Source organism: Pseudohalocynthiibacter aestuariivivens, from assembly GCF_018457175.1.
Lineage (GTDB): Bacteria > Pseudomonadota > Alphaproteobacteria > Rhodobacterales > Rhodobacteraceae > Pseudohalocynthiibacter > Pseudohalocynthiibacter aestuariivivens.
Window position 1 is genome coordinate 185120 of sequence record NZ_JAGFNU010000003.1, and the last position, 24038, is coordinate 209157.

The following is a 24038-nucleotide window of genomic DNA, read 5'->3' on the forward strand; positions in this document are numbered from 1 at the left end:
TCCTCAGGAATTCATCGCAGCCCAGACCCGGGACGGGCTGAGTGGCATATCAATATGGGTAACATTGGTGTGGCCCGCGCGCTGCAGCGCATCGACCACGGCGTTGACCACCGCAGGGGGTGAACCGATTGCACCCGCCTCTCCACAGCCCTTCACACCCAGCGGGTTGTGAGTACAAGGCGTCTGGCAACTGTGATCTACGGAAAACGACGGCAGATCATCCGCACGTGGCATTGCATAGTCCATATATGAACCCGTCAGGAGCTGACCGTTTTCATCATAGACCGTGTTTTCAAGCAACGCCTGACCAATGCCCTGCCCGATACCACCGTGAACCTGACCATCAACGATCATCGGGTTAACAATGTTGCCAAAGTCGTCAGCCGCAGCAAAGCTTGCAATCGTCACCTTGCCAGTGTCCGGGTCAACCTCTACCTCACAGGAGTAAGCTCCTGCAGGGTAAGTAAAGTTCGCCGGGTCGTAAAACGCGGTTTCCTCAAGCCCCGGCTCAATATCCTCAAGCGGATAGTTGTGCGGAACGTAGGCCGCCAGCGTCACATCCCCCCAGGCTACGGATTTATCCGTGCCCGCGACGGTAAACTGACCATCTTTCAGTTCAATATCGCTGTCAGAAGCCTCCATCAGGTGGGCCGCAATCTTCTTGGCCTTGGCGATGATCTTTTCTGTCGCCCGCACCATTGCAGAGCCACCAACTGCGATGGAACGCGAACCATAAGTCCCCATGCCCATCGGCACCTTCGAGGTATCTCCATGCACGATCTCGACCATGTCGGCATCGACCCCGATCATGTCTGAAATCACCTGCGCAAAAGAGGTTTCATGCCCCTGCCCGTGACTGTGGCTGCCTGTCATGACAACAAGGCCGCCAGTCGCGTTCACTCGCACGGTCGCACTTTCATACAGCCCGGCGCGCGCGCCAAGCTGACCAACAAGGTTTGACGGTGCGATACCGCAAGCCTCGATATAGCAGTTGACGCCAAGACCACGTAACATTCCCTTTTCGGCACTCGCAGCGCGGCGTTTTTCAAAGCCTTTGAGATCAGCGATCTCTTCCAGCTTGGCCATCGTCGCCTCATAGTCGCCTGTGTCATATTCCACCGCAACAGGCGTTGCATAAGGAAATTCAGTAACAAAATTCTTGCGACGCAGCGCAATCGGGTCGATCCCCATTTCACGCGCTGCTTTGTCGATGACACGTTCCAACTGAAACGTCGCCTCTGGTCGTCCTGCCCCGCGATACGCATCAACAGGCACTGTGTTGGTAAAAACTGCCTTCACATTCACGTAAATCAGCGGTGTCTTGTAGTTCCCCGCCATCAGCGTGCCATGCAGCCAGGTTGGAACAGACGGCGCGAAGGTTGAAAGATATGCACCCATGTTGGCATAGGTATCTGTCCGCAATGCCAGGAAATGCCCGTCTTTATCCAGCGCCAGTTCGATCTTGGTCACATGATCCCGACCCTGTGCATCCGAGATAAATGCTTCTGAGCGGCTTGCCGTCCACTTCACCGGGCGCCGGACCGCTTTTGCTGCAAAGGTACAAAACGCCTCTTCCGCGTAGTGAAAGATTTTAGAGCCGAATCCGCCGCCAACATCAGGGGCCACGACACGCAGTTTATGCTCGGGAATGCCAAGCACGAAAGCGCCCATCAGAAGCCGGATCACATGCGGGTTCTGGCTGGTTGTGTAAAGCGTATAGTCGCCCGTTCCGGCACTGTATTCCCCCACCGCAACACGCGGTTCCATCGGATTTGCTACAAGACGCTGGTTTTTCAACTCTAACGTTGTCACGTGATGGGCATTCTTAATTGCCTCATCCACGGCGTCGCGGTTTTCCTCAACGAATCCCCAGTCATAACAAAGGTTTGACGTCAAATCATCATGCACCTTGATATCGCTGTTTGCGACTGCCTCTTTCATATCGATCACGGCAGGCAGTTCTTTGATATCGACCACAATCGCTTCGGCTGCATCGCGTGCTGCCTCGGGGCTTTCCGCAACAACGGCGGCAATCGGATCGCCCACATGGCGTACCTTGCCCTGTGCCAGAACCGGATGCGCCGGCTCCTGCATCACTTCGCCAAACCGGTCAGTGATCTGCCAGCCACAGGGCAGTCCACCAATACCCTCAAAATCCGCCCCGGTGAAAATCCGGACGACCCCATCCATCGCTTCAGCGGCGGATGTGTCGACCCCTTTGAGTTCTCCATGCGCAACTTCTGAACGCAGGAAGTGAACATAGGCCTGTCCGTGTAAATTTATATCGTCGGTATAATGACCACTCCCGGTCAAGAACCGCACGTCTTCGCGCCGCTTTGTGCTGGCACCGATGCCTCCGTCTTTTGGCATGTTTTCCTCCCTGAACAAAGGGGGGTTCTCTTGCGAACCACTCCCTTTCTTTATTCTATAAATATCCAAAATCTACGCGTATCAATCGCACAGACATTGGCTTATTCCGCGGCGATTGCTACGTCCTGACCAGATGCAGCCTGAATAGCCTTCACAATGTTATGGTAGCCGGTACACCGGCAAATATTACCTTCAAGATAGTGACGAATCTCTGCTTCGCTTGGTTTAGGATTCTCCGCAAGCAATGCCGCTGCCGACATAACCATGCCCGGCGTACAGAACCCGCACTGCAACCCGTGATGGTCCTGAAACGCTTGCTGTAATGTGGAAAGCGACCCATCGGCATTCGCCATGCCTTCAATGGTGGTCACTTCGGCCCCATCTGCTTCGGCGGCGAACATCGCGCAGGATTTAACGGCTTGCCCATCAACATGCACAACACAGGCTCCGCATTGAGAGGTGTCGCACCCAATGTGAGTCCCGGTCATCTCCAGGTCTTCTCGCAAAAATTGTGATAAAAGCGTGCGTCCTTCGACGGTACCGGAAACGGCCTTACCGTTCACGGTCATTTTGACCTCGGTCATTCGATCCTCCCAGATTGATATGTTTGACAGGAGTAAAGCACGACAAAACGCCGTTGAGAACCGTTTCTTGACCCTTCAGTCTAATTTTATCGTGATTGCTTTGGGTCCCGGGGCTGCGGGCGGGTCGGAATCTCTTTCAGCAAGCCACCGACACCCATGCGTGCAATGTCGTCATCGCTCACATCAAGCCCGCAACATATACGCTCCAGCACCCAATCGGCACCGTTCAACGCAGGCGCACGCGCGCACCCCGGCAGCCCGATAACAGGATGGTTCCCAAAAGCACCCAGAAACAACAGGTTGCCAGGATCGACGGGCATCCCAAACCGTGTAACATGCCCACCGGCTCGGCGCAGACCTTCAGGGGCCACATCGGCGTTGTCCGAGGTCGCAGACGCTGTCAGCAACAAGATGACATCGCCTGTTGCCTCTGCGATGGCCGTCGCAATCGAATTCGTATCATGCTTACAAATCCGGGTTTCGCAAAGATCAGTTCCAAGTGCTGTTAGCCTCGCAGCAATCGCGCGTTGTCCTTTACTATCTTCTTTCTCTGGTGCGTTGTTCAGCTCTGTCAGGATCAGGCTCGCGTTTTTGTAAACCGCTGGCCGCACGCGAATTGCGCCCTCCAATCCCTTCGCAGCCTGCGCCAACGCTCGCTTTTCTACCCCATAGGCAATTATTTTGACGGTTGCGACCATTCCATTCGGTTTCGTGCGCTGGAGCGGGGAAACCGTTGCAAGGGTAATCATCGGCTCGACCCTGTTCGCCGCATGAACGGCCTCTGCGTCAATTTCAACAATACCCGGCACAGTCGCATAAACATTTACCCGCCCTGTAAAAGCCTCGGACAAACGCAGGTTGAGCGCCGCCGGGTCCGGTGCTAACGCATGTGCAAGCTCTGCCGCAGCGCTGTTTTCATCAACGTCATCGGGTGACAATTCAGCGACAATCACGCTCTCAATTCCGGCAGCGCGGAGCGACGCAACCTGCTCCACATCAAGAACAGCACCTTTTCGAAGCCGTCCAGATGGTAATTTCACCGAATGTGCAAGCACCGTACCTTCGGCCTGATCAAGGGGCACAGGGCCAAACCGCATTAGCCTTGCCTCAGGCGTTGTGTAATTTCAGCCATGATCGAGATCGCAATCTCGCTTGGCGATTTCGCACCAATATCAAGGCCGACAGGCGCATGAATGCGCCCGATTTGTTCGTCTGAGAATCCCGCCGTAAGCAGCCGGTCGACCCTTTTGCCATGCGTGCGTTTTGAGCCGAGACTGCCAAGATAGAACACATCAGAATTCAGGGCCGCCATGATCGCAGGATCATCCAATTTTGGATCGTGCGTCAGTGTCACAACGGCTGTTCGACTGTCCAGCCCGCGCGCGGCCAGGGCCTCATCCGGCCAATCATCAAGGATCACCTCGCCCGGGAAACGCGTGTTTGAGCCAAAAATCGGGCGCGGGTCGATCAGCACCGCGTCATATCCGGCAAGTCGTGCCATTTGCATTAGCGGCTGTGCGATATGAACCGCACCAATCACCGCCATACGCAACGGTGGGTTATGGATTGCGATAAACACCTCGTCTTCGAAACCCGACCTGTCACTGCGGAACCGCGTTGCAAACTCAACTCCCAATGCGCCGTCATCTCGCCCGGCAAGTCTGCGTTTCCAAGTTTCAGTGTTAACAACATAGGCGACCGGGATGCGTGCGGCGCGGCGCCGGACAAGATCTTCAAGCAGTTGCTCTGGCAAGACTTTCCCGACAGGTTCCAGCAAAATCCGAATCCTGCCACCACAGGCCAAACCCACTTCAAAGGCAGTTTCATCACTAACGCCAAACTCCAGAATGCGCGTTTCACTCTGCTCCAGCGCCTCTTGTGCCTCGACAATGACAGCACCTTCAACACACCCCCCGGAAACTGACCCGGCAATTTCAGCCGAGCCACTGATTACCAGTTGGCTGCCCACGGGTCGCGGCGCCGAGCCCCATGTTTCAATCACAGTCGCCAGAACAGCACCCTGCCCCCCGCGATGCCAGGCCAGTGCTGTTTCCGGAATATCATCGTGATGAAGGGTCATTCCTGCGTGTTATCCTAAATGTGAAACAATTATTCGTAGCAGAGCGAACATCAACATAAGCAACCTTTTCATCAGAAAAAAGAGTTTCGCAATAACTCTCCACCTCTGACGTCGGAGTTATCCGCCCGGAGCCATAGATAATACGATTATTGGAACCATAGGCTTTCAACAGGCATTCTGACCGGTTTTTCAGAACCGGCGGTTGTGAGGTTCCGCTGTACGCAACGCACGCATCCGCACACAGAAAGATCGGACCGGCTTCCGCGTAAGGCTGCAGTTCGGGAAAGGGGCGCGCGGCACAAATCAGCATCGGGGCCCCTTTTGGGATTTCATCAAGACAGTGACGGCATGGGTTGCCGCCCCCGTCTGAGATACTGCGCTCAGCAGGCTGACCATTTGCATCCGGAGCACCACTACGAATTGCGGCGACCCAATCGCTGTCATAAGGCTGGTATGTAAGGGGCATCATCGTCTCCATTTATTGTTTCTGCCTCTTACTTGGATCAAATTGAAACAGGTTCCGACCCGATTCCTGCGGTTAAAACGTTGCTCTGGTCATTCCTGAAGCGCTGCCAAAAGACGCTCCTTTTCACCAGTATCGTCGGTTCTTGAAATCGCTTCAGCCAAAGCTTCAAGTGACGCGATGTTGTGGCCCGCGCGAAAACTGTCGACATGCGGCAGCATCGCCATGATGCCCCGCGCTTTTGGAGCGAAACCCTGCCAGCGCAGCAAGGGGTTAAGCCAAATCAGGCGGCGCGCAGAGAGATGCAACCGCTGCATTTCTTTGGTCAGTTCCTCCGGCGCATCCCGGTCAAGCCCGTCTGTGATCAACAAAACAACAGCACCTTGTCCCAACACCCTGCGCGACCAGTCGCGATTAAAACTATGAAGGCAGGCGCCGATACGTGTGCCGCCTTCCCAGTCCTGCGCCTCTGACCCGGCGGCGGTAAGCGCTGCGTCCACATCTTTCTGACGCAAATGCCGGGTGATATTTGTCAGCCGGGTTCCAAATGTAAATCCAAAGACCTTGGCCCACCCCGCACCCTTTTGATTGGCGACGGCGTGCAGGAAGTGCAGCACCGCACGGGAGTAGGAAGACATTGACCCGGAGATATCACAGAGCACCACAAGGTTTGGCCAACGTGTTTTAGGTTTTTTCCAGGCGAGGCGTTCAATCTCGCCGCCGCGTCGCATGGCCAAGCGCATTGTGCCGCGCCAGTCAGCGCGTTTGCCAAGGGCATTCGGCGCAGTCCTGCGCGATACCATCGGACGCATCGGCAGTTTCAGACGCGCGAGCATGCGTTTTGCTTCTGCCATTTCGGCGGTGCTCATCTGCTCAAAGTCAAGGCTGCGCAACCGTTCTTCGGCAGACATTGTGAGGGTTGCGTCGATTTCAATCTCGCTTCCCTCTTCTTCGCTCTCGGGCAAATCAGGGACGTCTCTTTCCACTCCGTCAAGCAGCGCTTCTGCGGCGCGGCGCTCTGCAGATTTTGCGGCACGTTCTTCCTGCACTCCGCGCACAGCGGGCAACAACATCGCCATCATATGTTCAAGATAGCGGGGGTCGCGCCAGTAGAGCCTGAAAATCTGGTGGAAAACAGCGCGCTCTTCGGGTTTTGAGACAAAACAGGCGTGGAGCGCCCAATAGAAATCAACTTGTGTGCTGAAACCGGTTGCTTGGACAGCGCGGATCGCGTCGATCACCCGACCGGGACCCGCCTTGAGCCCGGCAGCCCGTAACGCCCGCGCGAAATGCGTGATGTTATGGGTGAGTTTGCCGTCTTCGGGCAGATCCAGCGGGGCATATTCAGGCATGAGCGCAAGACCAAGGTGGGGGGCTGTCTGCCCCCCAAACCCCCCGAGGATATTTTTGGGAAAAAGAAAACATCAGGCCGGAACAAGGCTTTGTTTTGCTTCTTCAAGCAGGCGCGTTGTTTCTCCGCCGGTAAGGCGCTGGATGTCATCCTGATATTTAAGAATTGCACCAAGTGTATCCGCGATCACCTCGGGTGAGAGGCTGATCACATCAAGCGCAAGCAAGCATTTCGCCCAGTCGATAGTTTCTGCCACGCCCGGTTTTTTGAACAGGTCTTCTGTCCGCAGGCGTTGAACAAAGGCAACGACTTCGCGGCTCAGCGCCTCTGATGCTTCTGGCGCGCGGGAATGGAGCACCTCGATCTCACGTTCAAAGCTCGGGTAATCAACCCAATGATAGAGGCAGCGACGTTTCAGGGCATCATGCACCTCGCGTGTGCGGTTGGAGGTAAGAATCACGATGGGCGGTTCTGCCGCCTTTATCGTGCCAAGCTCGGGCACTGTAACCTGAAAATCACTGAGGGCTTCGAGAAGGAACGCCTCAAACGGCTCATCCGTGCGATCAAGTTCGTCGATCAGAAGAACAGGGGCACCACCCGGTTGCGGACGCATCGCTTCGAGCAACGGGCGGGTGATCAGATAGTCTTCGCTGAACAGTTCCGCCTGAAGCGCGTCGCGATCCGCGCCACCTGCGGCCTCTGCCGTGCGAATGGCAACCATCTGGGCCGGAAAGTTCCATTCATAAACTGCAGAAGACGCATCCAGCCCTTCGTAGCATTGCAACCGAATGAGCCGCCGACCGAGGGCTGCTGAGAGTGCCTTTGCTATTTCGGTTTTGCCAACGCCTGCCTCGCCTTCGAGAAACAGTGGTCGTCCGAGGCGCAATGCCAGAAAAACGACAGTCGCCAGAGCACGGTTCGCGATATATCCCTGCCCCGACAGCAGCGTTTCCACCTCATCAATGCTCGAAACTTTCTGACCCATAGAATTCTCCCTTTGTGCCATAGCTCTGCATGTGACCCGCTGACGGTCAAGGGGGAGGATTGACAAGACTTACTGTTGAACGCCAGATAACGGAGTTTTGAAAGGGAGTCCCCATGTCACTTGAGCTTTGGTTTACCTTTGTGCTTGCCTCGGTTGCGCTGGTGGTCATTCCGGGCCCAACAGTTCTGCTGACAGTTTCCTATGCATTGACGCAGGGGCGCAGAATCGCGCTGGCAACGGCAGCAGGTGTTGCGCTTGGGGATTTTCTGGCGATGAGCGCGTCGCTTGCCGGGCTTGGGGCGCTGGTAGCCACCTCTGCCACGTTATTTACAGTGCTTAAGTGGGTAGGTGCGGCGTATCTGGTTTACCTTGGTGTAAAGCTGCTGCGTGCGCCAGCGATGACTGTAAAAATTGACGAAGAAACAGCCCCTATTGGTGCTGTCGCGATTTTTTGGCATGCCACTGCTGTCACGGCGCTGAACCCTAAAAGTATTGGCTTTTTCATTGCATTTGTTCCCCAATTCATGCGCCCAGAGCAGCCCCTGATGCCGCAGTTTGTAACGCTGATCATCACCTTCGTTACAATCGGAGCGATTAGTGCGTTTTCTTACGCAATGTTGGCTGACCATCTGCGCCGCTATATTCGCCGCCCAAGCGTGATGCGCTGGATGACACGAACCGGGGGTGGAACGCTGATCGGAATGGGCGCGCTTACCGCAACGCTGCAGCGCAGTTGAGTCGCCGAGAATAATTCACCTATTTGCGTTTTATTTTGCCGTTTTTGGCAACATCCCTTGGGTAAGGCGCGAACTGTTGCCTATGACAAAACAAATTCTTGAAAACCAGCCTTTGCTTTCGCAATTCTGCCCCATTGCGATGCAAATCAGGGTAAACATAGACTGATGCCCGTCAAATCCATTTAACCCGTGCAAAAGGACCGCTCCCTATGCCGCATTCTGCCGCCGGCCAGACACCGTCCTTGCAGGACCTCGCGTTTGAGGACTGGCTTGAGGCGTTGGATGAGGTGGCAGAGGAACGCGGCTATTTCCAGCCGGTTGGCCCAAACCATTCCGCGCTGTTTACTGACCGGGACCCGGTATTGCTGGTCACTTTTGAGACGGTCGAAACCATTCGTAACGAATGCGAAAAGGCCCTACCGCTTGGGTTTGACCTTGTCGAAGGAAAAGACTGGTCACAGCTTTGCCTGATGGCGCATAGCGCAAGCTGGTTTCGTGACAAAGCAGTCTATGCCTATTTTGACCGGTTAATAGACGACGGTTTTTTCGAAGATTTCGACAAGGTTGTGTTTTATGGCGAAGGCATGTGTGGCTATGCGGCCGCAAGTTTTTCGGTTGCTGCACCGGGCGCCACTGTCATCGTGGTCCAGCCACAGGCAACACTGGATCCACGCATTACAGAGTGGGACCGCCGCTATCCTGAAATGCGACGCGAGGATTTTAAAAACCGTTATGGATATGCGCCTGACATGATCGAGGCCGCAGAGAAAGCATTTGTGGTTTATGACCCGGTCGAGGCGCTGGATGCAATGCATGCAGCCCTGTTCAACCGATCCCACGTGAGCAAGTTGCGTTGTCCATGCTTCGGCCGGAAAATCGGGCGTGACTTGCGGAACATGGGCATTCTTTTGCCATTAATAGAACAGGCCTTTGAAGACACATTGAGCGAACAGTCTTTTTACAAGTTGTTTCGCGCACGCAGAGAGTATTTTCCGTATTTGCGGCATCTGGTGGATCGCCTTGAAGACAATGACCACCTGCGGTTTGCAGCAGCAGCCTGCCGTCATGCAATCATACACACCGGCGCTAGCTTGGAAAGCCGTCTCTCTGCGATCGAAAAAAGCATGTCAGAGGAGGCGTAACCGCCTTCCGTATCGATACAAAAGCCACTTGCATGCGTCACCGCCCCGTTAGCCTTGTCTGAAGGGTAAGTCGGGACTGTGTTGCTCGTGACAGTTTTGAGGGACTGTTTTGACACCCGAAAAAGTGCCCGAATTCAGCAGTAAAACATGTCGCTGAAAACGTGACGAATGATATCGTCTCGTTTAAGACCCATTTGCGCCAATTCCGCATCGGATTTTGCTTGTAAAATCTGTACGATCTGCTGCCGCGATTTTTTCTCCATACTGGAAACTATCGCACCGCCGATTGAAGAGAACACGCGACCGATCCAACTTGAGGAAATGCTGCCGCGTGTGAATGTCTGTGTCGTCGCCATAAGAAATCTCATTCTATCTGAGTTTGGTTTCCTCCCACCCTCAAGATAGCCAAAGGATCCGGCACTTAAAACGGACAGTACTGCATTGCCGGGTTTCCACAGATGCATGGCTCTTTTCCGCCCGTTGCCCGTCTTCTGTTTAGATTCCCGCAGATTCCCCATAGCCCCGCGCTCCCGGATTGTGTAATCCGGGCGTGATGACACAGTCCCTTACGCTCCGACGCCCCGATGATTGGCACCTGCATTTGCGCGATGGCGCAATGCTGAGGGCCGTTTTGCCCGAAACCACGCGCCACTTTGGCCGCGCAATCATCATGCCCAATCTTGTGCCACCTGTGGTCACCGGTTCTGATGCCGCGGCTTACAGAGACAGAATTACAGACGCGTTGCCTGCGGACGCTGATTTCACACCGCTAATGACCCTGTATCTGACAGAGCAAACTGATCCCGATGATGTTGCCGCGGCCGCAGAAAGCGGCCTGATCAGCGCGGTAAAGCTATACCCCGCTGGGGCGACGACCAATTCAGCCAGCGGTGTGAAAGATTTCGACAAGGTGCGCGCAGTTCTTGAGAGAATGGCGGAAATTGGCTTGCCGCTTTGCGTTCATGGGGAAGTTACTGACCCGGACATCGACATTTTTGACCGAGAAGCCGTGTTTATCGACCGTGTGTTAGACCCGATCCGCAGGGCAACACCGGGCCTGCGCACCGTGATGGAGCACATCACAACCTCTAACGGTGTCGACTATGCAAAATCACAGGATAATCTGGGCGCAACGATCACAACGCATCATCTGATTATCAACCGTAACCACATCCTCGTTGGTGGTATCAAGCCGCACTACTATTGTTTACCAGTTGCCAAACGGGAAGAACACCGCCTTGCCTTACGCGCTGCTGCAACTTCGGGGGATGCACGGTTCTTCTTAGGGACTGACAGCGCGCCCCACACCGATCCGAACAAGGAAAATAGCTGCGGCTGCGCGGGGTGTTTTACTGCGACAAACACAATGTCTCTTCTTGCCCACGTGTTTGAAGAAGAAGACGCATTGGACAAACTTGAAGGGTTCACATCGCTTAATGGCCCCGCGTTTTATGGCCTGCCCGTCAATGAAACCACACTTACCCTGACCAAGGGTGAAGCGATTGTTATCCCTGAAAAAATCATTTCTGAAGAAGGGCCAGTCACGGTCTTTGATCCCGGCTTTCCCGTAAATTGGCATGTGAGCTAAATTATGATTCCCACCTCTTACCCCGACGCAAAAACAATTGCCCAGCTGACCGCAAAGATGCTGCTTGATATCAAAGCAGTGCATTTCAATGCGGAAGAGCCCTTTACGCTGGCCTCGGGCCTTCCATCGCCCACCTATATAGATTGCCGCAAGCTGATCAGTTTTCCCCGTATTCGCGCGACATTGATGGATTTTCTGACCTGCACCGTAATGCGCGATGCAGGGCTTGAGGCATTTGACAATATCGCCGGGGGCGAAACGGCAGGAATTCCCTTTGCGGCCCTTGTGGCGGAGCGTATGGCACTGCCAATGACCTATGTGCGCAAGAAACCCAAAGGTTACGGTCGCAACGCGCGTATCGAAGGCGTGATGAGCGAAGGGGAACGCGTGCTGCTGGTCGAAGATCTGACAACCGATGGCGGCTCCAAACTCTCCTTTGTCGATGCGATCCGCGAAACTGGCGCAACCTGCGACAGGACCGCTGTGATCTTTTACTACGGCATCTTTCCGGAAACTGAAAAGACACTGTCAGATCACGGTGTTGGACTGTCATACCTCTGCACATGGTGGGACGTACTGGAAGCCGCGCGTGACAGCGGTGCCTTTGACAAGGCAACCCTCGACGAGGTGCAGAAATTCCTGAACGCTCCCCGTGAATGGCAAGAAAAAAAGATGCGTGGATAATATGTGAACAAGATATTCGCGAATCAAAACGCTGTGGCAGATGTTGAGAGTTCTCGCGAAACATATCCAGATGTGGTATATACACAGGATATTCACAGCTTTTCCACAGCGCCCACGGCGGGTTGTTAACAGACATATCCTGATAGGGACTACGGCACTTATGCTGTATGCCCCTCTGAAAAAGGGCAAATAAGCCCAGGGACAGAAGGTAAGAATGAACGAGATTGCACCGATTGGGGCGCAGCAGCAGGATAGCGACCTACAGGACACGATGCCCCACAACATCGAAGCTGAACAACAGCTGCTGGGCGCTATCCTAACCAACAATGAAGTCTATGATCGGGTCGCCTCGATCATCGGCTCAGCCCATTTCTTCGACCCTGTGCATGGCAAGGTATTTGAAACTGCCGAAGCGCGGATTCGCAAAAATGCAATCGCGTCGCCCGTAACGCTCAAGGCGTTTCTGGAAGATGATCCTGGGCTCGCAGAACTCGGTGGTCCCGCATATCTGGTCAAATTGGCTGGTGCATCCATTTCTTCATTTGCAGCGCGTGATTACGCGCAGTTGATCTACGATCTGGCGATCAGGCGTGAACTTATTGCCCTTGGCCGCGATATTTCTGACAAAGCCGCCAGCGTTGACGTTGCAAGCGAGCCAAAAGAACAAATCGTAGAAGCCGAGCAAAAGCTTTATGCACTCGGCGAACAGGGGCAGACCGACAGCGGCTTTCAGTCTTTCCTGAAGGCCGTGACGGACGCGGTAAATGTCGCCAACGCCGCCTATCAGCGTGATGGTGGGCTGGCTGGGATTTCAACGGGTCTGAAAGACCTCGACCAGAAACTGGGCGGACTTCACAAGTCTGACCTGCTCATTCTTGCCGGGCGTCCCTCGATGGGGAAAACATCGCTTGCGACCAACATCGCCTACAACATCGCCAAGGCCTACAAACGCGGCCGTCTGCAGGATGGCTCTGAAGGGGCAGTCAACGGTGGTGTCGTCGGGTTTTATTCGCTTGAGATGTCAGCAGAACAACTTGCCGCGCGTATTCTGTCCGAGGCTGCCGAAGTTCCGAGCGAGCAAATCCGCCGCGGCGACATGACCGAAGCAGAATTTCGCCGTTTTGTAGATGCCGCAAAACAGCTTGAGGCCTGTCCTCTGTTCATCGACGACACAGCAGCCTTGCCCATTTCACAGCTCGCCGCACGTGCGCGCCGCCTGAAACGCACACATGGGCTTGATGTCCTGATGGTTGACTATTTGCAGCTTGTGCGCGGCACAGGAAAGACCGAGAACCGTGTGAACGAGATCAGCGAAATTACCATGGGCCTCAAGGCGATAGCCAAAGAACTTAATATTCCTGTTGTCGCGTTGTCGCAGTTGTCACGTCAGGTTGAAAACCGTGACGACAAGCGCCCGCAACTTTCTGACCTGCGTGAATCGGGCTCGATCGAGCAGGACGCCGATGTTGTGATGTTCGTGTTCCGCGAAGAATACTACAAGGAACGCGAAAAACCGGGTGATCATGAACTTGATAAGATGGCGGCCTGGCAGGACGAAATGGAGCACCTGCACGGCAAAGCAGAAGTCATCATCGGCAAGGCACGTCACGGGCCAATCGGCCATGTTGATCTTGCATTTGAAGGCCAGTTCACCCGCTTCAGCGATCTTGTGAAACCCTGGCAGCAACAGATCAATGGCGACGGTTATTGATATGTCTGCTTTCAATCATCTTCTGGTGCTTGAGCGCCATTCAGAACATCGCAGAAAGCGATTTGAGGGATAGCGAGGCAGATTGCCCAACGTCCTTCAATCTGTCGTGAAAGATACGAAAATGACTGAGTTCACAGAAATCCCCGTTATAGACGTGGGGCCGCTCGCCCGTGGTGAAAACCTTGAAACGCTTGTTGACGAATTTCGGCACGCCTACAGCACAATTGGGTTTGGCTACATCATTGGCCACGGGATTGATCCGGCGCTGATCGATGCGGTGTTTGAGGCCTCTGCTCGGTTCCACGCGCTTCCCCTTTCCGAAAAAATGCGCATAAAACTCAATCGTTTACATCGCGGCTACATTCCGATCAACACGTCAACCGACGTAAACTCCAAGCTGGCCGATGTTAAAAAGCCAAATCAATCGGCCAGTTTCATGATGATGCGGGAGGACGCGGTAGCAGACCCGGATGTTTACCTGTCAGGGCCAAATCTTTGGCCCACGCTACCTGAATTTCGTGAGGCACTTGTTGCCTACTCTGATGCAATGACTTTGCTTGGTTTTCGATTGATAAAGCTCGCCCTCGCCGCGGCGGGCGCAAATCCCGAAGATGCTACTGCAGGCTTTCAGACGCCCACAACGTGGTTGCGTCTGCTGCACTACCCTCCAACACCGCCACAGGCCCCAGATGACCTCTATGGCTCTGCGCCACATACAGATTTCGGATGCCTCACACTGCTTGCGCAGGATGATGTTGGTGGGCTTCAGGTGAAAACGCCGACAGGCAACTGGATTGATGCACCAAAAATCGATGGGGCATTTGTGGTGAACGTCGGCGATATGCTGCACCGGATGTCAAACGGGCGGCTGCTTTCGACCCCACATCGTGTAATCAACCGCTCGGGGCGCGAACGCTATTCCTGCCCTTTCTTCTTTGATCCACATGTCAGCTATGGCGTCGCGCCGCTCCCCGGCACGGGAACGCCAAAGTTTGATTCCATAAATTTCGGCTCGTATCTGCGTAGTGAACTGCAAGCGGGCTATGACACGCATAAGAAAACCCGATAACGTGATCGGCATTGGTGCAAGACGTTGGGTTTTTACTTGACCTCCACGGCCCGCCTGTCAAAACCACGCTATGGGTAGTGCAACACTTTCAATCGATCTTGAAGCCATCATTGCCAACTGGCGTGCGCTTGACGCGGTATCGGCGGGTTCTGTCGAAACTGCAGCGGTCGTCAAGGCGAATGGCTATGGTCTTGGTGCCGGACGCGTCGCAAAGGCGTTGGCCCGGGCCGGGGCGCGCAAGTTTTTTGTAGCCATCGCGGAAGAAGGCGCAAGGGTGCGTCAGGCCTTGGGTCCGGGGCCGGAAATTTGCGTTTTTGCCGGGCATATGCGTGGAGATACGGATATGATCTATGATCTTATGCTGACGCCGATGATCAATTCGCTTGACCAGCTTACCCGCCACCTAGAGGCGCTCCCAACCCACAAGTTCGGCCTTCAGCTGGACAGTGGGATGAGCAGGCTTGGTATGGACCCTGGGGAATGGGCCGCAGTACGTGACATCGTGTCAGAGCAATCACCCTCCCTTATCATGAGCCACCTCGCCTGTGCGGATGAGCCGGATCACGCGATGAACGCGCAACAGCTCGCTGCGTTCTGTCAGATGACAGACAGTTTTGATGCACCCCGTTCTCTGGCAGCGACCGGGGGCATCCTCTTAGGTCAGGACTATCATTTTGACCTGACGCGTCCCGGTGTTGGGCTCTATGGTTGTTTACCCTTTGCAAAGGCAAAACCGGTTGTTGGGCTGAGCCTGCCTGTGATTCAAACCCGCGCTCTGGAGGCCGGTGACACGGTCGGGTATGGCGCAAGCTGGACTGCGAAAAAACCAAGCAGAATAGCAACTGTTTCAGCAGGTTACGCCGACGGATTAATCCGATCTATGGGTAACAAAGCACAGCTGTTTTCCAACGGCACCCCGTGCCGGTTGGTTGGCCGCGTATCGATGGACCTGTTAACCGTTGATATCTCGCATCTTGATGAAACGCCGAAATCACTGGACATCCTGTGCCCAGAACAGGGCGTTGACCAACTCGCCGAATATGCCGATACCATTGGTTATGAAATTCTGACATCTTTGGGCGCACGCTATACACGGCGTTATATTGGAGCAGGTGGATGACGACGCTTTTGTTTCCTGTGGCCGCAGTGGGCCGCACAACATTGATGATACTGGCGACAATTGGCCAGATTGCGATCTATGCAGGGCAAACAATTAGCCACATGTTTCGCCCACCATTTTACTTTAAAGAATTCATTCATGCCGTTATGACAATTGGATATTTCAGTCTTCCGGTTGTAGGCATGACAGCCTTTTTCACTGGCGGCGCACTGGCGTTGCAAATCTATGCTGGCGGTGCTCGTTTCAATGCCGAAGCTGTTGTTCCTTCTATCGTAGCGATTGGCATGGCGCGTGAGCTTGGCCCCGTTATGGGAGGTCTTATGGTTGCGGCCCGCGTTGCATCCTCCATTGCCGCTGAAATCGGCACGATGAAAGTAACCGAACAGATTGACGCTTTGGTCACGCTTTCGACCCACCCGATGAAATATCTGACGGTGCCAAGGGTGCTTGCCGCAACGCTTGCGGTGCCGGTTCTGGTTGCCGTCGGGGACCTGATCGGAATTATGGGTGGTTACGTTGTCGGCGTTACACGGCTTGACTTTAATTCCTCTGCCTATCTTCATAATACTGTTGATTTTTTAGAGTTCATTGACGTCTTCTCTGGCCTAGTAAAAGGCGCTGCCTTCGGGTTCATCGTTGCACTGATGGGCTGCTATTACGGCATGAACTCGGGCCGCGGCGCACAGGGCGTTGGTAAAGCTACGAAATCAGCGGTGGTGGCAGCATCGGTGCTGATCCTTGCGTCCAATTATCTTCTTACAGAATTGTTTTTCTCAGCATGATAGAGCTTCAGAACGTTCATAAGGCCTTTGGCGACAACAAGGTGCTACAAGGCGTCAACCTGACGATCCAGACCGGCGAAAGCATGGTGATCATCGGGGGGTCCGGCACGGGTAAATCCGTGCTGCTGAAAAGCGTTCTTGGGCTGATCAAACCCGACAGCGGTGTCATCAAACTTGACGGCCAAGATGTGGCAACGGCAGAGCGTGACGCCTTTCTTGCCCGCTTTGGCATGTTGTTTCAGGGCGGCGCATTGTTTGACAGCCTGCCTGTCTGGCAAAACGTTGCCTTCCGCCTTCTGCGCGGATCATTGAAGCGCCCGATAGAGGAAGCGCGCGCAATTGCGATTGAAAAGCTACGCCGTGTTGGTTTGAAATCCGCTGTGGCTGATCTGTTCCCGGCGGAACTGTCAGGCGGGATGCAAAAGCGCGTCGGCCTTGCCCGCGCCATTGCAGCAGAGCCCGAGATTATCTTTTTTGATGAGCCCACGACTGGGCTGGACCCGATCATGGCGGGGGTTATAAACGAGCTGATCCGCGAAATCGTTGTGGAAATGGGCGCAACCGCCATGACCATCACCCATGACATGTCGTCTGTCCGCGCCATCGCCGACAAGGTCGCGATGCTGCACGACGGTATTATTCAATGGACCGGTCCTGTGGCGAAGCTGGACGATTCAGGCGACCCTTACCTTGACCAGTTCATCCACGGCCGCGCCGAAGGGCCGATTGAGGCAGTTCGTTAACAAAAAGTTAACGGTATTCTGCGATAACTCGCCAAAAGCGCTACGGCAATTGAGGCGGGGTTAAAAATGAACCCAGACATTTCCTTTTTCATAGTCCTGTCCCCAATTCTGGCTTCTGGCATATACCTAATGGGCAGCGTATTTTTACTGCACAGGGGCCAGTACAACAAAAAACTTATTGTATTTCAGTTCCTTGCATCAATGGTTCTGGCAATCACAATTTTCGTTCCAGCGCTTGTTGGCTCAAATTTCTTTTTACCAGTTATTGCCACTCTAAACATCGCTTACTGGGTCTCGTTCTTTTTAACCGCGGTTACGCCACCAAGACGAAATCTGATCAGCACGCGAATAGCTTTCTTTGTCGTAACAACCTGTACGTTGGCCACGTTTTTGGTGACCTACATTTGGGTCCTGCAATGATCGAAGATGATCGAAGAGTTTTTGGTCAAATTTTTCAAAATTATTTTTCATGTCTACATAGCAAAATCTTTGGAATACTTATGGACGGTGTTCTACGAAAGAAACGGTGCAGTATCCGAGAAAGAAGCTGTTTTAGGATTCCGTATATCTATATTCTTAAGCAGCTTTTACCTGATGGCCCGTGTATTTGAACGCTTCAATGAAACAGAACAAAGCTTTTTTTAAAATACAGGCTCAGACGATGCCTTCGTTTTTGTCTTTGTAATTTTTACATTTCAATGCGCGGTTTTCTTTTTGGGAGAGCGAAAACGCGGTAATATATTGGTTGCGTATTCCGCCCCTGTTTTTTACCTTCTACTTCTCATCACGAGTATCGTTGATGCTGTGTTTTAATTGGCGATTGATCAAATGAGCTCTCAAATCCTCCGCCTCGCCAACCTCACCCTTCTCATCCTCTTCCCCATCGCTTGGTTTGCGCCGCTGTTGCGGGCGGGCCTGCTCCCGCTTTTCGGGCTCTCTGAAATCTCTGTCATTTCGGGCCTGCAGAGCCTTTGGGAAAGCGATGTGGCGCTGGCGCTGCTGGTTACCTTCCTCGCGGTCTTTGCGCCTTACCTGAAAACCATCGGCCTTGCGCTTATCCATTTCGGGCTGCTGCGGCGCAAAGTGCTGCCTGTGCTGCATATTCTGGGCAAACTTGCCATGGCCGATGTATTTCTCATCGCGCTTTACATTGTCATCGTCAAAGGTGTGGGTCTCGCGACCGTTGAAACCGCCTGGGGGCTTTATTTGTTCACCGGCTGTATTCTGGTCTCAAACCTGATTAGCTATTTGACGGAAAAGCGCGCGCGGTCCACAAAGCGGCATGGCTAAAGCAAATCAATTTTCATGTAATGCATGCGGGGCGTCGCACCAGAAATGGTCAGGGCGCTGTGATGCCTGTGGCGAATGGAACTCTATTGTCGAGGATGTTCCGCTTTCAACCGGCCCAGCGTCAAAGGCGCTTGGTGCTGCACGGGGCCGTTCCATTCCGCTGTCAGACCTTGCAACGGAAGAGGCGCCACCACCCCGCACACAGTCAGGCATGGCAGAACTTGACCGGGTTTTGGGCGGTGGGCTGGTGCCCGCATCTGCCATTCTGGTGGGGGGGGACCCCGGCATCGGTAAATCAACGCTATTGCTGCAAGCTGCCGCCAGTTTTGCCCGCGTTGGGCTGAAATCCGTTTACATCTCGGGCGAGGAAGCCTCGGCACAGGTGCGGATGCGCGCCCAAAGGCTCGGCCTGACGGATGCACCAGTCAAACTTGGCACCGAAACCAACCTGCGCGATATTCTGACGACGCTCGAAAACGAAAAGCCCGATATCGCGATCATCGACTCGATCCAGACCATGTGGGCTGACAATGTGGGCTCTTCTCCGGGGTCTGTCAGTCAGGTGCGGGCTGCGGCGCATGAGCTCACAAGTTTTGCCAAGCGCAAGGGGCTTGCGGTGGTTCTTGTCGGCCATGTCACCAAAGACGGCCAGATCGCAGGGCCTCGGGTGATCGAACATATGGTCGACACGGTTCTTTATTTTGAAGGCGAACGCGGCCATCAGTTCCGCATTTTGCGTGCGGTCAAAAACCGTTTTGGCCCGGCAGATGAGATTGGCGTGTTTGAGATGACAGGCGCAGGCCTGCGCGAGGTCACCAACCCCTCTGCCCTGTTTCTGAGTGAACGAGACAAACCTGCGCCAGGTTCCGTCGTATTCGCCGGAATCGAGGGCACCCGCCCCGTTCTTTGCGAGTTGCAGGCGCTTGTCGCCCCCTCGCCCCATTCACAGCCAAGACGCACCGTTGTGGGCTGGGACAGTGGGCGTCTGGCCATGATCTTGGCAGTGCTGGAGGCCCGCTGTGGCATCCCTTTTGCGGGGCTTGATGTCTACCTGAATGTGGCTGGCGGCATGAAAATCACCGAACCCGCCGCAGATCTAGCTGTGGCAGCCGCGCTACTTTCTGCACGCGAAGACGCTGCTTTGCCTTCTGACACTGTGGTTTTTGGCGAGATTAGCTTATCAGGGGCACTAAGGCCGGTTGGACAGACCGAAAACAGGCTAAAGGAAGCAAAGAAGCTTGGGTTTACAGGGGCAATCGCCCCTGCACGCAGCAAGACTGGGACGCAGTCAGGGTTCAAGGTACAGAAAATGTCCGACCTGACGGCGTTTGTTGGGGACATATTCGGGGCTGGTTAGCCCCGCGAAGGAGCGAGAGCATGGAAGGCTTTACAATAATCGACGGCGTTGTCGCCATCGTCATCATCATATCGGCTCTTCTGGCCTATTCGCGCGGGTTCGTGCGCGAGGCACTGTCGATCGGTGGCTGGATCGCGGCCGCAATTCTGGCATATCTGTTTGCCGACCAGATCCGCCCGCTTGTAAATCAGATTCCAGTCTTGGGCGAATTCGTCGCAGATCAATGCGAACTGTCGCTGCTTGCGTCTTTTGCGGTGGTTATGGTGATTGGTCTGATCGTTATGTCGATTTTTACACCCTTGTTTTCCGGCATTGTGCAACGGTCATTTCTGGGTGGGTTCGATCAGGGAATTGGGTTCCTGTTCGGAGTCGCGCGTGGCGTATTGCTGGTGGTTGTGGGCCTCGTGGCCTATGATTTCGCGGTCACAGACCAATCTTTCCCGATGGTAGATGAAAGCCGGACGGCAAAGGTTTTTGCGCAGTTGCAAACTCAGGTTGGCGATCAAGTCCCTGAGGATGTTCCTGGCTGGCTGAAAGCCCGCTTCGAAGACTTCGTTGGCGATTGCGGTCTGGAATAGAAACGCCGCCGAAAATAACTTTACCGTTCGCTTAGTCAAATGTTGCGCACCTATGCGCTTGCCGTGCTCTTTAGCCGGTTTGGCTGGGCATAAATATTGATCAGCAAGCAGGCAATGACGCCAGCCGCGCCAGCCATGTTCAGCATTAATGAGCCAGGCCAGAGGCTGGCCACCCCGGCAACTGCAACAATCACGCGCAGGACGATGCCAATTTTATTCTCCAGACATCCCTGCAAAGCGCCGGCCAGCCCGTAAATCCCCACAACCGAGAAACCAAAAACCGTAACCATCGCCCCCCAGTCACCCGACAACAATGGTGTATAGGCAAAGAGCAGCGGTACGATATAAAGCCCTTTGGCAAGCTTCCAGCTTGTCACCGCCGTTCCCATTGCAGGAGCTTTGGCTATGGCAGAGGCCGTGATAGCCGCAAGCGCGACGGGCGGCGTTACATTGCTATCCTGGCTCAGCCAGAAAATGATCATATGGGCTGACAACACAGCGGCAACTGCCAGTTCTGGCGCAACCACCATGTCCCGAAGTGGGCCGGCTATCTCAAGCGGTAAACTGCGGATCAGCTCTGACGCATCCGCCCTGCTGATGACATCCTGCACAAGCAGTTCCATCGATTCAGGTGCACCCAGCATCAAAACGGCCTTGGCACTATCAGACAAGACCCCGGCAACGACAGCATCAATCACAACCCGATCTGCAATCATGCCGGCCAACGCCGGAGCAGACAGCGTTGCAAGGACAATGTAGGCCGCCGTTACTGGCAACCCCATGCCCAGAACAAGGCTCGCCAGCGCAATCAGTACAATCGCAATCAGGATGTTGCCCCCGGCCCAGCCAGATATCATCAGGCTGAAGGTGTTCCCAACCCCTGCTGTAGCGATAACATTGACCACCAGGCCAACTGAACACAGCAGAACCGCCGTCATGATCATGCCTTTTGAACCGGCGATCAAAGCCGCAATTACAGCGCGCGGCCCCATTGGGTTTTGCGTGAGCCAGCTTGAGGCGATGACCGCAACTATCCCGACAACCGCCGCATAAGATGGTGTGAACCCCGAAACCAGCATACTGATCAAAATTGCGATTGGGATCACAAAACTCGCGCCGGATTTGCGAAATGCAGACCCCAGCGTCACGCCATCAGAAGGCATAGGTTTAAGATTATTTCGCCGCGCCTCGATCCGGACAAAGAACGCCACACTCAGAAAGTAAAGTAATGCAGGCAAGGCCGCGACCGCCACGATCCGCTCGTATGGGATCTGCGTAAAGCTTGCCATCACAAAGGCCCCTGCCCCCATGATCGGCGGCATCAGTTGCCCCCCGGTCGAACTTGCAGCCTCAACACCACCCGCGAATTTTGGTTCAAACCCGGCCTTTTTCATCAGCGGAATGGTGATAACCCCGGTCGACGCCGTGTTCGCAACAGCGGATCCGCTGATCGTACCTGTTAGACCAGAGGCAATAACGGCAACAATACCCGGCCCGCCAACCATGCGGCCCGCAACTGCGCGCGCCAGATCAATCACGAAGTTGCCTGCACCGGATTGCAGCAGGAACGCCCCGAAGATGATAAAAAGAAAAACGTAGGTCGATGAAATGCGGGCAATTGTGCCAAACATCGCATCGTCCCCATAGATCGACCGGAAAACAACGGTTTCCCAGCTAAGACCAGCAAAAGAGAAGACGCCGCCAACATACTGCCCCCAAAAGCCGACATATGTAATGGCAAGGACAATAAGTGTCGGAATAATCAACCCCGTGACGCGGCGTGTTAGCTCAATTGCACCGGCAATACAAAGGCCAGCTGCAATCCAGTCAAGTGGTGCAAGCGTTACCCCACGCGCGTAAATCGCGTCTTCGGCTTGGGTAAGATAGATAGCGGAAACCGCAATCGCAATTCCGAAGAGAACATCAAAAATATAAACAATTCGGTTAAGCTTCGCCCCGCCGCGCATCATCGGGTAGGACACGGCAGCAAGAAAGGCAAAGCCTGCAAAATGAAAGGCATTTCGTTCAAATTCTGAAATCTTGGGAAAGATCGCAACATAAAGGTGTACAATTGCGATGATCAGCGAAACAGCGGCAATGATCCCAACCATTGGGCCGGTAAGATGCCGCAGTTTTGAGCCGGTATCTTCATCCTCACTCTCGTGATTTGGTGCTGCATGTGTATCTGACATGTCTTTCCCCATTCTTTGGCAAGGATGCTTTTATCTTTGGGTATACGTGTTCAGCGCGCCGAAATATCCGGCGCGCTGTGTTTTTTATCAGGGTCTGATTAGTTTGCGATCAGACGTTCAGGAACATCGACGCCGACTTCCTGATAGTAACGCAATGCGCCAGGGTGCAGCGGCAGTGGCAGGCCGGCAATTGCGGCTTCGATTGCCATGGCTTTGGTTGCCGGGTGAATAGCCTGCAGGAAGGGCAGGTTTTCATAGATCGCCTTGGTGATCATGTAGACATTTTCTTCCGAAATATTTGCATGTGTCGCCAAAAAATTTGGTTGCGCGATCGTGTTGATGTCTTCTTCCTGACCAGGATAGGTGCCTGCCGGAATTGTGAATGGTGTCCAGAGTTCACGGCCACCATCAGCCATTGCGATTTGCTCTGGTGTAAAATTCAGCATTTTCACGCCGTCACCCGCAGCAGCAAACAACTGACTTATCGCGCCTGTCGGCACACCTGCAGGCGTACCGATACCCTTGACCTGACCGTTTTGCAGCGCCTCAGCTGATGGGCCGTAGCCCCCTTCGACCAGTTCAAAATCGTTTTCAACGTCTAGACCAATACCAGCAAGCAACGCGGTGTTTGACCCGATTGTACCGGAGTTCCGCTTGCCCAACGCCATTGCTTCGCCCTTAAGCGCCAGCAAATCCTCAAAGGTTCCGGTTGTTGCGACATCTGCAGACACAACAAACTGTTCGACGTTCTGCCAAAGCATTGTCACAGAACGCAAATCTGTTTGTGGGCCAACCTCGGCCAGCGGCCCTGTTCCGGTCGCGGCAAAGTGGCCGTAAAGCCCTTGCATAATTCCGAACTGCGCCTCGCCCGTGCCAAGCAGGCGCACGTTTTCACCAGAACCGGCAGAGCTGATTGCGGACATGCCAATTTTGGAACCCGGCTGAAGCTTGACTTTCACCAAGGTCGCGAGCGCAACACCCACCGGGTAATAGGTACCCCCGGTCGACGCCGTTGCCAGCACGTAGTTCGCTTCTTCGGCTTGTGCGGCTGTACCGCCAAACCCTGAGCTGATTGCAATTGCGGCAGCGGCACAGACAGTTGTTGCCTTAGCTGCCAGAGCAGAGAATGTGTTCATGGTTTCCTCCCGTTACACATATATGGCACGATACCTCTGGGTGCTCTTGTGAAGGAAGACCCACGGGCAAACGCGC

The 24038-nt window shown here is 54.3% G+C and carries 23 protein-coding genes; 13 read left to right on the forward strand and 10 right to left on the reverse strand.

What is annotated here, in order from left to right:
- Window positions 1-3: 3 nt before the first annotated feature.
- From J4E70_RS06770 to J4E70_RS06800, 7 genes are all read right to left on the reverse strand, one after another.
- Window positions 4-2370: a xanthine dehydrogenase family protein molybdopterin-binding subunit gene (locus tag J4E70_RS06770; RefSeq protein ID WP_213888334.1), complete on the reverse strand. Its 2367-nt coding sequence runs from the start codon at window positions 2368-2370 to the stop codon at window positions 4-6.
- 101 nt (window positions 2371-2471) lie between these two features.
- Complete coding sequence (locus J4E70_RS06775) at window positions 2472-2954, reverse strand: (2Fe-2S)-binding protein (RefSeq protein ID WP_213888335.1); 483 nt, start codon at window positions 2952-2954, stop codon at window positions 2472-2474.
- Window positions 2955-3040: 86 nt separating this feature from the next.
- On the reverse strand, window positions 3041-4051 hold the full coding sequence (locus J4E70_RS06780) for a molybdopterin-binding protein (protein WP_213888336.1): 1011 nt from the start codon (window positions 4049-4051) through the stop codon (window positions 3041-3043).
- Window positions 4051-5034, reverse strand: a complete 984-nt coding sequence (locus tag J4E70_RS06785; protein ID WP_213888337.1) for an XdhC family protein — start codon at window positions 5032-5034, stop codon at window positions 4051-4053. The genes J4E70_RS06780 and J4E70_RS06785 overlap by 1 nt, the downstream gene beginning before the upstream one ends.
- Window positions 5015-5500, reverse strand: a complete 486-nt coding sequence (locus tag J4E70_RS06790) for a DUF1203 domain-containing protein (protein WP_343229448.1) — start codon at window positions 5498-5500, stop codon at window positions 5015-5017. The genes J4E70_RS06785 and J4E70_RS06790 overlap by 20 nt, the downstream gene beginning before the upstream one ends.
- Window positions 5501-5589: 89 nt before the next feature.
- Window positions 5590-6849, reverse strand: coding sequence for a vWA domain-containing protein (locus J4E70_RS06795; RefSeq protein WP_213888338.1), 1260 nt, complete (start codon window positions 6847-6849; stop codon window positions 5590-5592).
- A 72-nt stretch (window positions 6850-6921) separates the two neighbouring features.
- Window positions 6922-7833, reverse strand: a complete 912-nt coding sequence (locus tag J4E70_RS06800) for an AAA family ATPase (protein WP_213888339.1) — start codon at window positions 7831-7833, stop codon at window positions 6922-6924.
- A gap of 113 nt (window positions 7834-7946) precedes the next feature.
- Here J4E70_RS06800 and J4E70_RS06805 point away from each other — a divergent pair, with 113 nt between their 5' ends.
- Window positions 7947-8570, forward strand: a complete 624-nt coding sequence (locus tag J4E70_RS06805; protein WP_213888340.1) for a LysE family translocator — start codon at window positions 7947-7949, stop codon at window positions 8568-8570.
- Between the two features lie 209 nt (window positions 8571-8779).
- The gene (locus J4E70_RS06810; RefSeq protein WP_213888341.1) at window positions 8780-9712 is read left to right on the forward strand and encodes a phosphoadenosine phosphosulfate reductase; all 933 of its coding nucleotides are present in this window, start codon (window positions 8780-8782) and stop codon (window positions 9710-9712) included.
- A gap of 134 nt (window positions 9713-9846) precedes the next feature.
- Here J4E70_RS06810 and J4E70_RS19295 read toward each other — a convergent pair whose 3' ends face one another.
- Window positions 9847-10230: a hypothetical protein gene (locus tag J4E70_RS19295; protein ID WP_246531643.1), complete on the reverse strand. Its 384-nt coding sequence runs from the start codon at window positions 10228-10230 to the stop codon at window positions 9847-9849.
- A gap of 35 nt (window positions 10231-10265) precedes the next feature.
- On the opposite strand from J4E70_RS19295, the gene pyrC reads away from it, so the two are divergent.
- From pyrC to J4E70_RS06870, 11 genes are all read left to right on the forward strand, one after another.
- Window positions 10266-11300, forward strand: coding sequence for a dihydroorotase (pyrC, locus tag J4E70_RS06820; protein ID WP_213888342.1), 1035 nt, complete (start codon window positions 10266-10268; stop codon window positions 11298-11300).
- Between the two features lie 3 nt (window positions 11301-11303).
- Window positions 11304-11984 carry an orotate phosphoribosyltransferase gene (locus tag J4E70_RS06825; protein ID WP_213888343.1) on the forward strand — a complete coding sequence of 227 codons (681 nt, stop codon included), beginning with the start codon at window positions 11304-11306 and terminating at the stop codon, window positions 11982-11984.
- Window positions 11985-12198: 214 nt separating this feature from the next.
- Complete coding sequence (locus tag J4E70_RS06830) at window positions 12199-13695, forward strand: replicative DNA helicase (protein ID WP_213888344.1); 1497 nt, start codon at window positions 12199-12201, stop codon at window positions 13693-13695.
- 121 nt (window positions 13696-13816) lie between these two features.
- The gene (locus J4E70_RS06835) at window positions 13817-14764 is read left to right on the forward strand and encodes an isopenicillin N synthase family dioxygenase (protein WP_213888345.1); all 948 of its coding nucleotides are present in this window, start codon (window positions 13817-13819) and stop codon (window positions 14762-14764) included.
- A gap of 70 nt (window positions 14765-14834) precedes the next feature.
- Window positions 14835-15884 (forward strand): alanine racemase, encoded by a 1050-nt coding sequence (gene alr, locus J4E70_RS06840; RefSeq protein WP_213888346.1) that lies wholly within the window; start codon window positions 14835-14837, stop codon window positions 15882-15884.
- Window positions 15881-16666 carry an MlaE family ABC transporter permease gene (locus J4E70_RS06845; RefSeq protein WP_213888347.1) on the forward strand — a complete coding sequence of 262 codons (786 nt, stop codon included), beginning with the start codon at window positions 15881-15883 and terminating at the stop codon, window positions 16664-16666. The genes alr and J4E70_RS06845 overlap by 4 nt, the downstream gene beginning before the upstream one ends.
- Window positions 16663-17409, forward strand: coding sequence for an ABC transporter ATP-binding protein (locus tag J4E70_RS06850; RefSeq protein WP_213888348.1), 747 nt, complete (start codon window positions 16663-16665; stop codon window positions 17407-17409). The genes J4E70_RS06845 and J4E70_RS06850 overlap by 4 nt, the downstream gene beginning before the upstream one ends.
- A 66-nt stretch (window positions 17410-17475) precedes the next feature.
- Window positions 17476-17829 carry a hypothetical protein gene (locus J4E70_RS06855; protein WP_213888349.1) on the forward strand — a complete coding sequence of 118 codons (354 nt, stop codon included), beginning with the start codon at window positions 17476-17478 and terminating at the stop codon, window positions 17827-17829.
- Window positions 17830-18249: 420 nt separating this feature from the next.
- Complete coding sequence (locus J4E70_RS06860) at window positions 18250-18699, forward strand: paraquat-inducible protein A (RefSeq protein WP_213888461.1); 450 nt, start codon at window positions 18250-18252, stop codon at window positions 18697-18699.
- Window positions 18692-20056: a DNA repair protein RadA gene (gene radA, locus J4E70_RS06865; RefSeq protein ID WP_213888350.1), complete on the forward strand. Its 1365-nt coding sequence runs from the start codon at window positions 18692-18694 to the stop codon at window positions 20054-20056. The genes J4E70_RS06860 and radA overlap by 8 nt, the downstream gene beginning before the upstream one ends.
- Before the next feature lie 20 nt (window positions 20057-20076).
- Window positions 20077-20634 carry a CvpA family protein gene (locus tag J4E70_RS06870; protein ID WP_213888351.1) on the forward strand — a complete coding sequence of 186 codons (558 nt, stop codon included), beginning with the start codon at window positions 20077-20079 and terminating at the stop codon, window positions 20632-20634.
- Between the two features lie 50 nt (window positions 20635-20684).
- On the opposite strand, the gene J4E70_RS06875 is transcribed toward J4E70_RS06870, so the two are convergent.
- A complete protein-coding gene (locus J4E70_RS06875; protein ID WP_246531644.1) occupies window positions 20685-22826 on the reverse strand; it encodes a TRAP transporter permease in 2142 nt (713 codons plus the stop codon).
- Window positions 22827-22924: 98 nt separating this feature from the next.
- Window positions 22925-23962 carry a TAXI family TRAP transporter solute-binding subunit gene (locus J4E70_RS06880; protein WP_213888352.1) on the reverse strand — a complete coding sequence of 346 codons (1038 nt, stop codon included), beginning with the start codon at window positions 23960-23962 and terminating at the stop codon, window positions 22925-22927.
- Window positions 23963-24038 lie beyond the last annotated feature (76 nt).

What these genes read in the sequence shown, in the direction of transcription:
- J4E70_RS06770 (WP_213888334.1), bottom strand. Translation starts at nt 2,370, where the DNA reads ATGCCAAAAGACGGAGGCATCGGTGCCAGCACAAAGCGGCGCGAAGAC.
- J4E70_RS06775 (WP_213888335.1), bottom strand. Translation starts at nt 2,954, where the DNA reads ATGACCGAGGTCAAAATGACCGTGAACGGTAAGGCCGTTTCCGGTACC.
- J4E70_RS06780 (WP_213888336.1), bottom strand. Translation starts at nt 4,051, where the DNA reads ATGCGGTTTGGCCCTGTGCCCCTTGATCAGGCCGAAGGTACGGTGCTT.
- J4E70_RS06785 (WP_213888337.1), bottom strand. Translation starts at nt 5,034, where the DNA reads ATGACCCTTCATCACGATGATATTCCGGAAACAGCACTGGCCTGGCAT.
- J4E70_RS06790 (WP_343229448.1), bottom strand. Translation starts at nt 5,500, where the DNA reads ATGCCCCTTACATACCAGCCTTATGACAGCGATTGGGTCGCCGCAATT.
- J4E70_RS06795 (WP_213888338.1), bottom strand. Translation starts at nt 6,849, where the DNA reads ATGCCTGAATATGCCCCGCTGGATCTGCCCGAAGACGGCAAACTCACC.
- J4E70_RS06800 (WP_213888339.1), bottom strand. Translation starts at nt 7,833, where the DNA reads ATGGGTCAGAAAGTTTCGAGCATTGATGAGGTGGAAACGCTGCTGTCG.
- J4E70_RS06805 (WP_213888340.1), top strand. Translation starts at nt 7,947, where the DNA reads ATGTCACTTGAGCTTTGGTTTACCTTTGTGCTTGCCTCGGTTGCGCTG.
- J4E70_RS06810 (WP_213888341.1), top strand. Translation starts at nt 8,780, where the DNA reads ATGCCGCATTCTGCCGCCGGCCAGACACCGTCCTTGCAGGACCTCGCG.
- J4E70_RS19295 (WP_246531643.1), bottom strand. Translation starts at nt 10,230, where the DNA reads ATGGGGAATCTGCGGGAATCTAAACAGAAGACGGGCAACGGGCGGAAA.
- pyrC (WP_213888342.1), top strand. Translation starts at nt 10,266, where the DNA reads ATGACACAGTCCCTTACGCTCCGACGCCCCGATGATTGGCACCTGCAT.
- J4E70_RS06825 (WP_213888343.1), top strand. Translation starts at nt 11,304, where the DNA reads ATGATTCCCACCTCTTACCCCGACGCAAAAACAATTGCCCAGCTGACC.
- J4E70_RS06830 (WP_213888344.1), top strand. Translation starts at nt 12,199, where the DNA reads ATGAACGAGATTGCACCGATTGGGGCGCAGCAGCAGGATAGCGACCTA.
- J4E70_RS06835 (WP_213888345.1), top strand. Translation starts at nt 13,817, where the DNA reads ATGACTGAGTTCACAGAAATCCCCGTTATAGACGTGGGGCCGCTCGCC.
- alr (WP_213888346.1), top strand. Translation starts at nt 14,835, where the DNA reads ATGGGTAGTGCAACACTTTCAATCGATCTTGAAGCCATCATTGCCAAC.
- J4E70_RS06845 (WP_213888347.1), top strand. Translation starts at nt 15,881, where the DNA reads ATGACGACGCTTTTGTTTCCTGTGGCCGCAGTGGGCCGCACAACATTG.
- J4E70_RS06850 (WP_213888348.1), top strand. Translation starts at nt 16,663, where the DNA reads ATGATAGAGCTTCAGAACGTTCATAAGGCCTTTGGCGACAACAAGGTG.
- J4E70_RS06855 (WP_213888349.1), top strand. Translation starts at nt 17,476, where the DNA reads ATGAACCCAGACATTTCCTTTTTCATAGTCCTGTCCCCAATTCTGGCT.
- radA (WP_213888350.1), top strand. Translation starts at nt 18,692, where the DNA reads ATGGCTAAAGCAAATCAATTTTCATGTAATGCATGCGGGGCGTCGCAC.
- J4E70_RS06870 (WP_213888351.1), top strand. Translation starts at nt 20,077, where the DNA reads ATGGAAGGCTTTACAATAATCGACGGCGTTGTCGCCATCGTCATCATC.
- J4E70_RS06875 (WP_246531644.1), bottom strand. Translation starts at nt 22,826, where the DNA reads ATGTCAGATACACATGCAGCACCAAATCACGAGAGTGAGGATGAAGAT.
- J4E70_RS06880 (WP_213888352.1), bottom strand. Translation starts at nt 23,962, where the DNA reads ATGAACACATTCTCTGCTCTGGCAGCTAAGGCAACAACTGTCTGTGCC.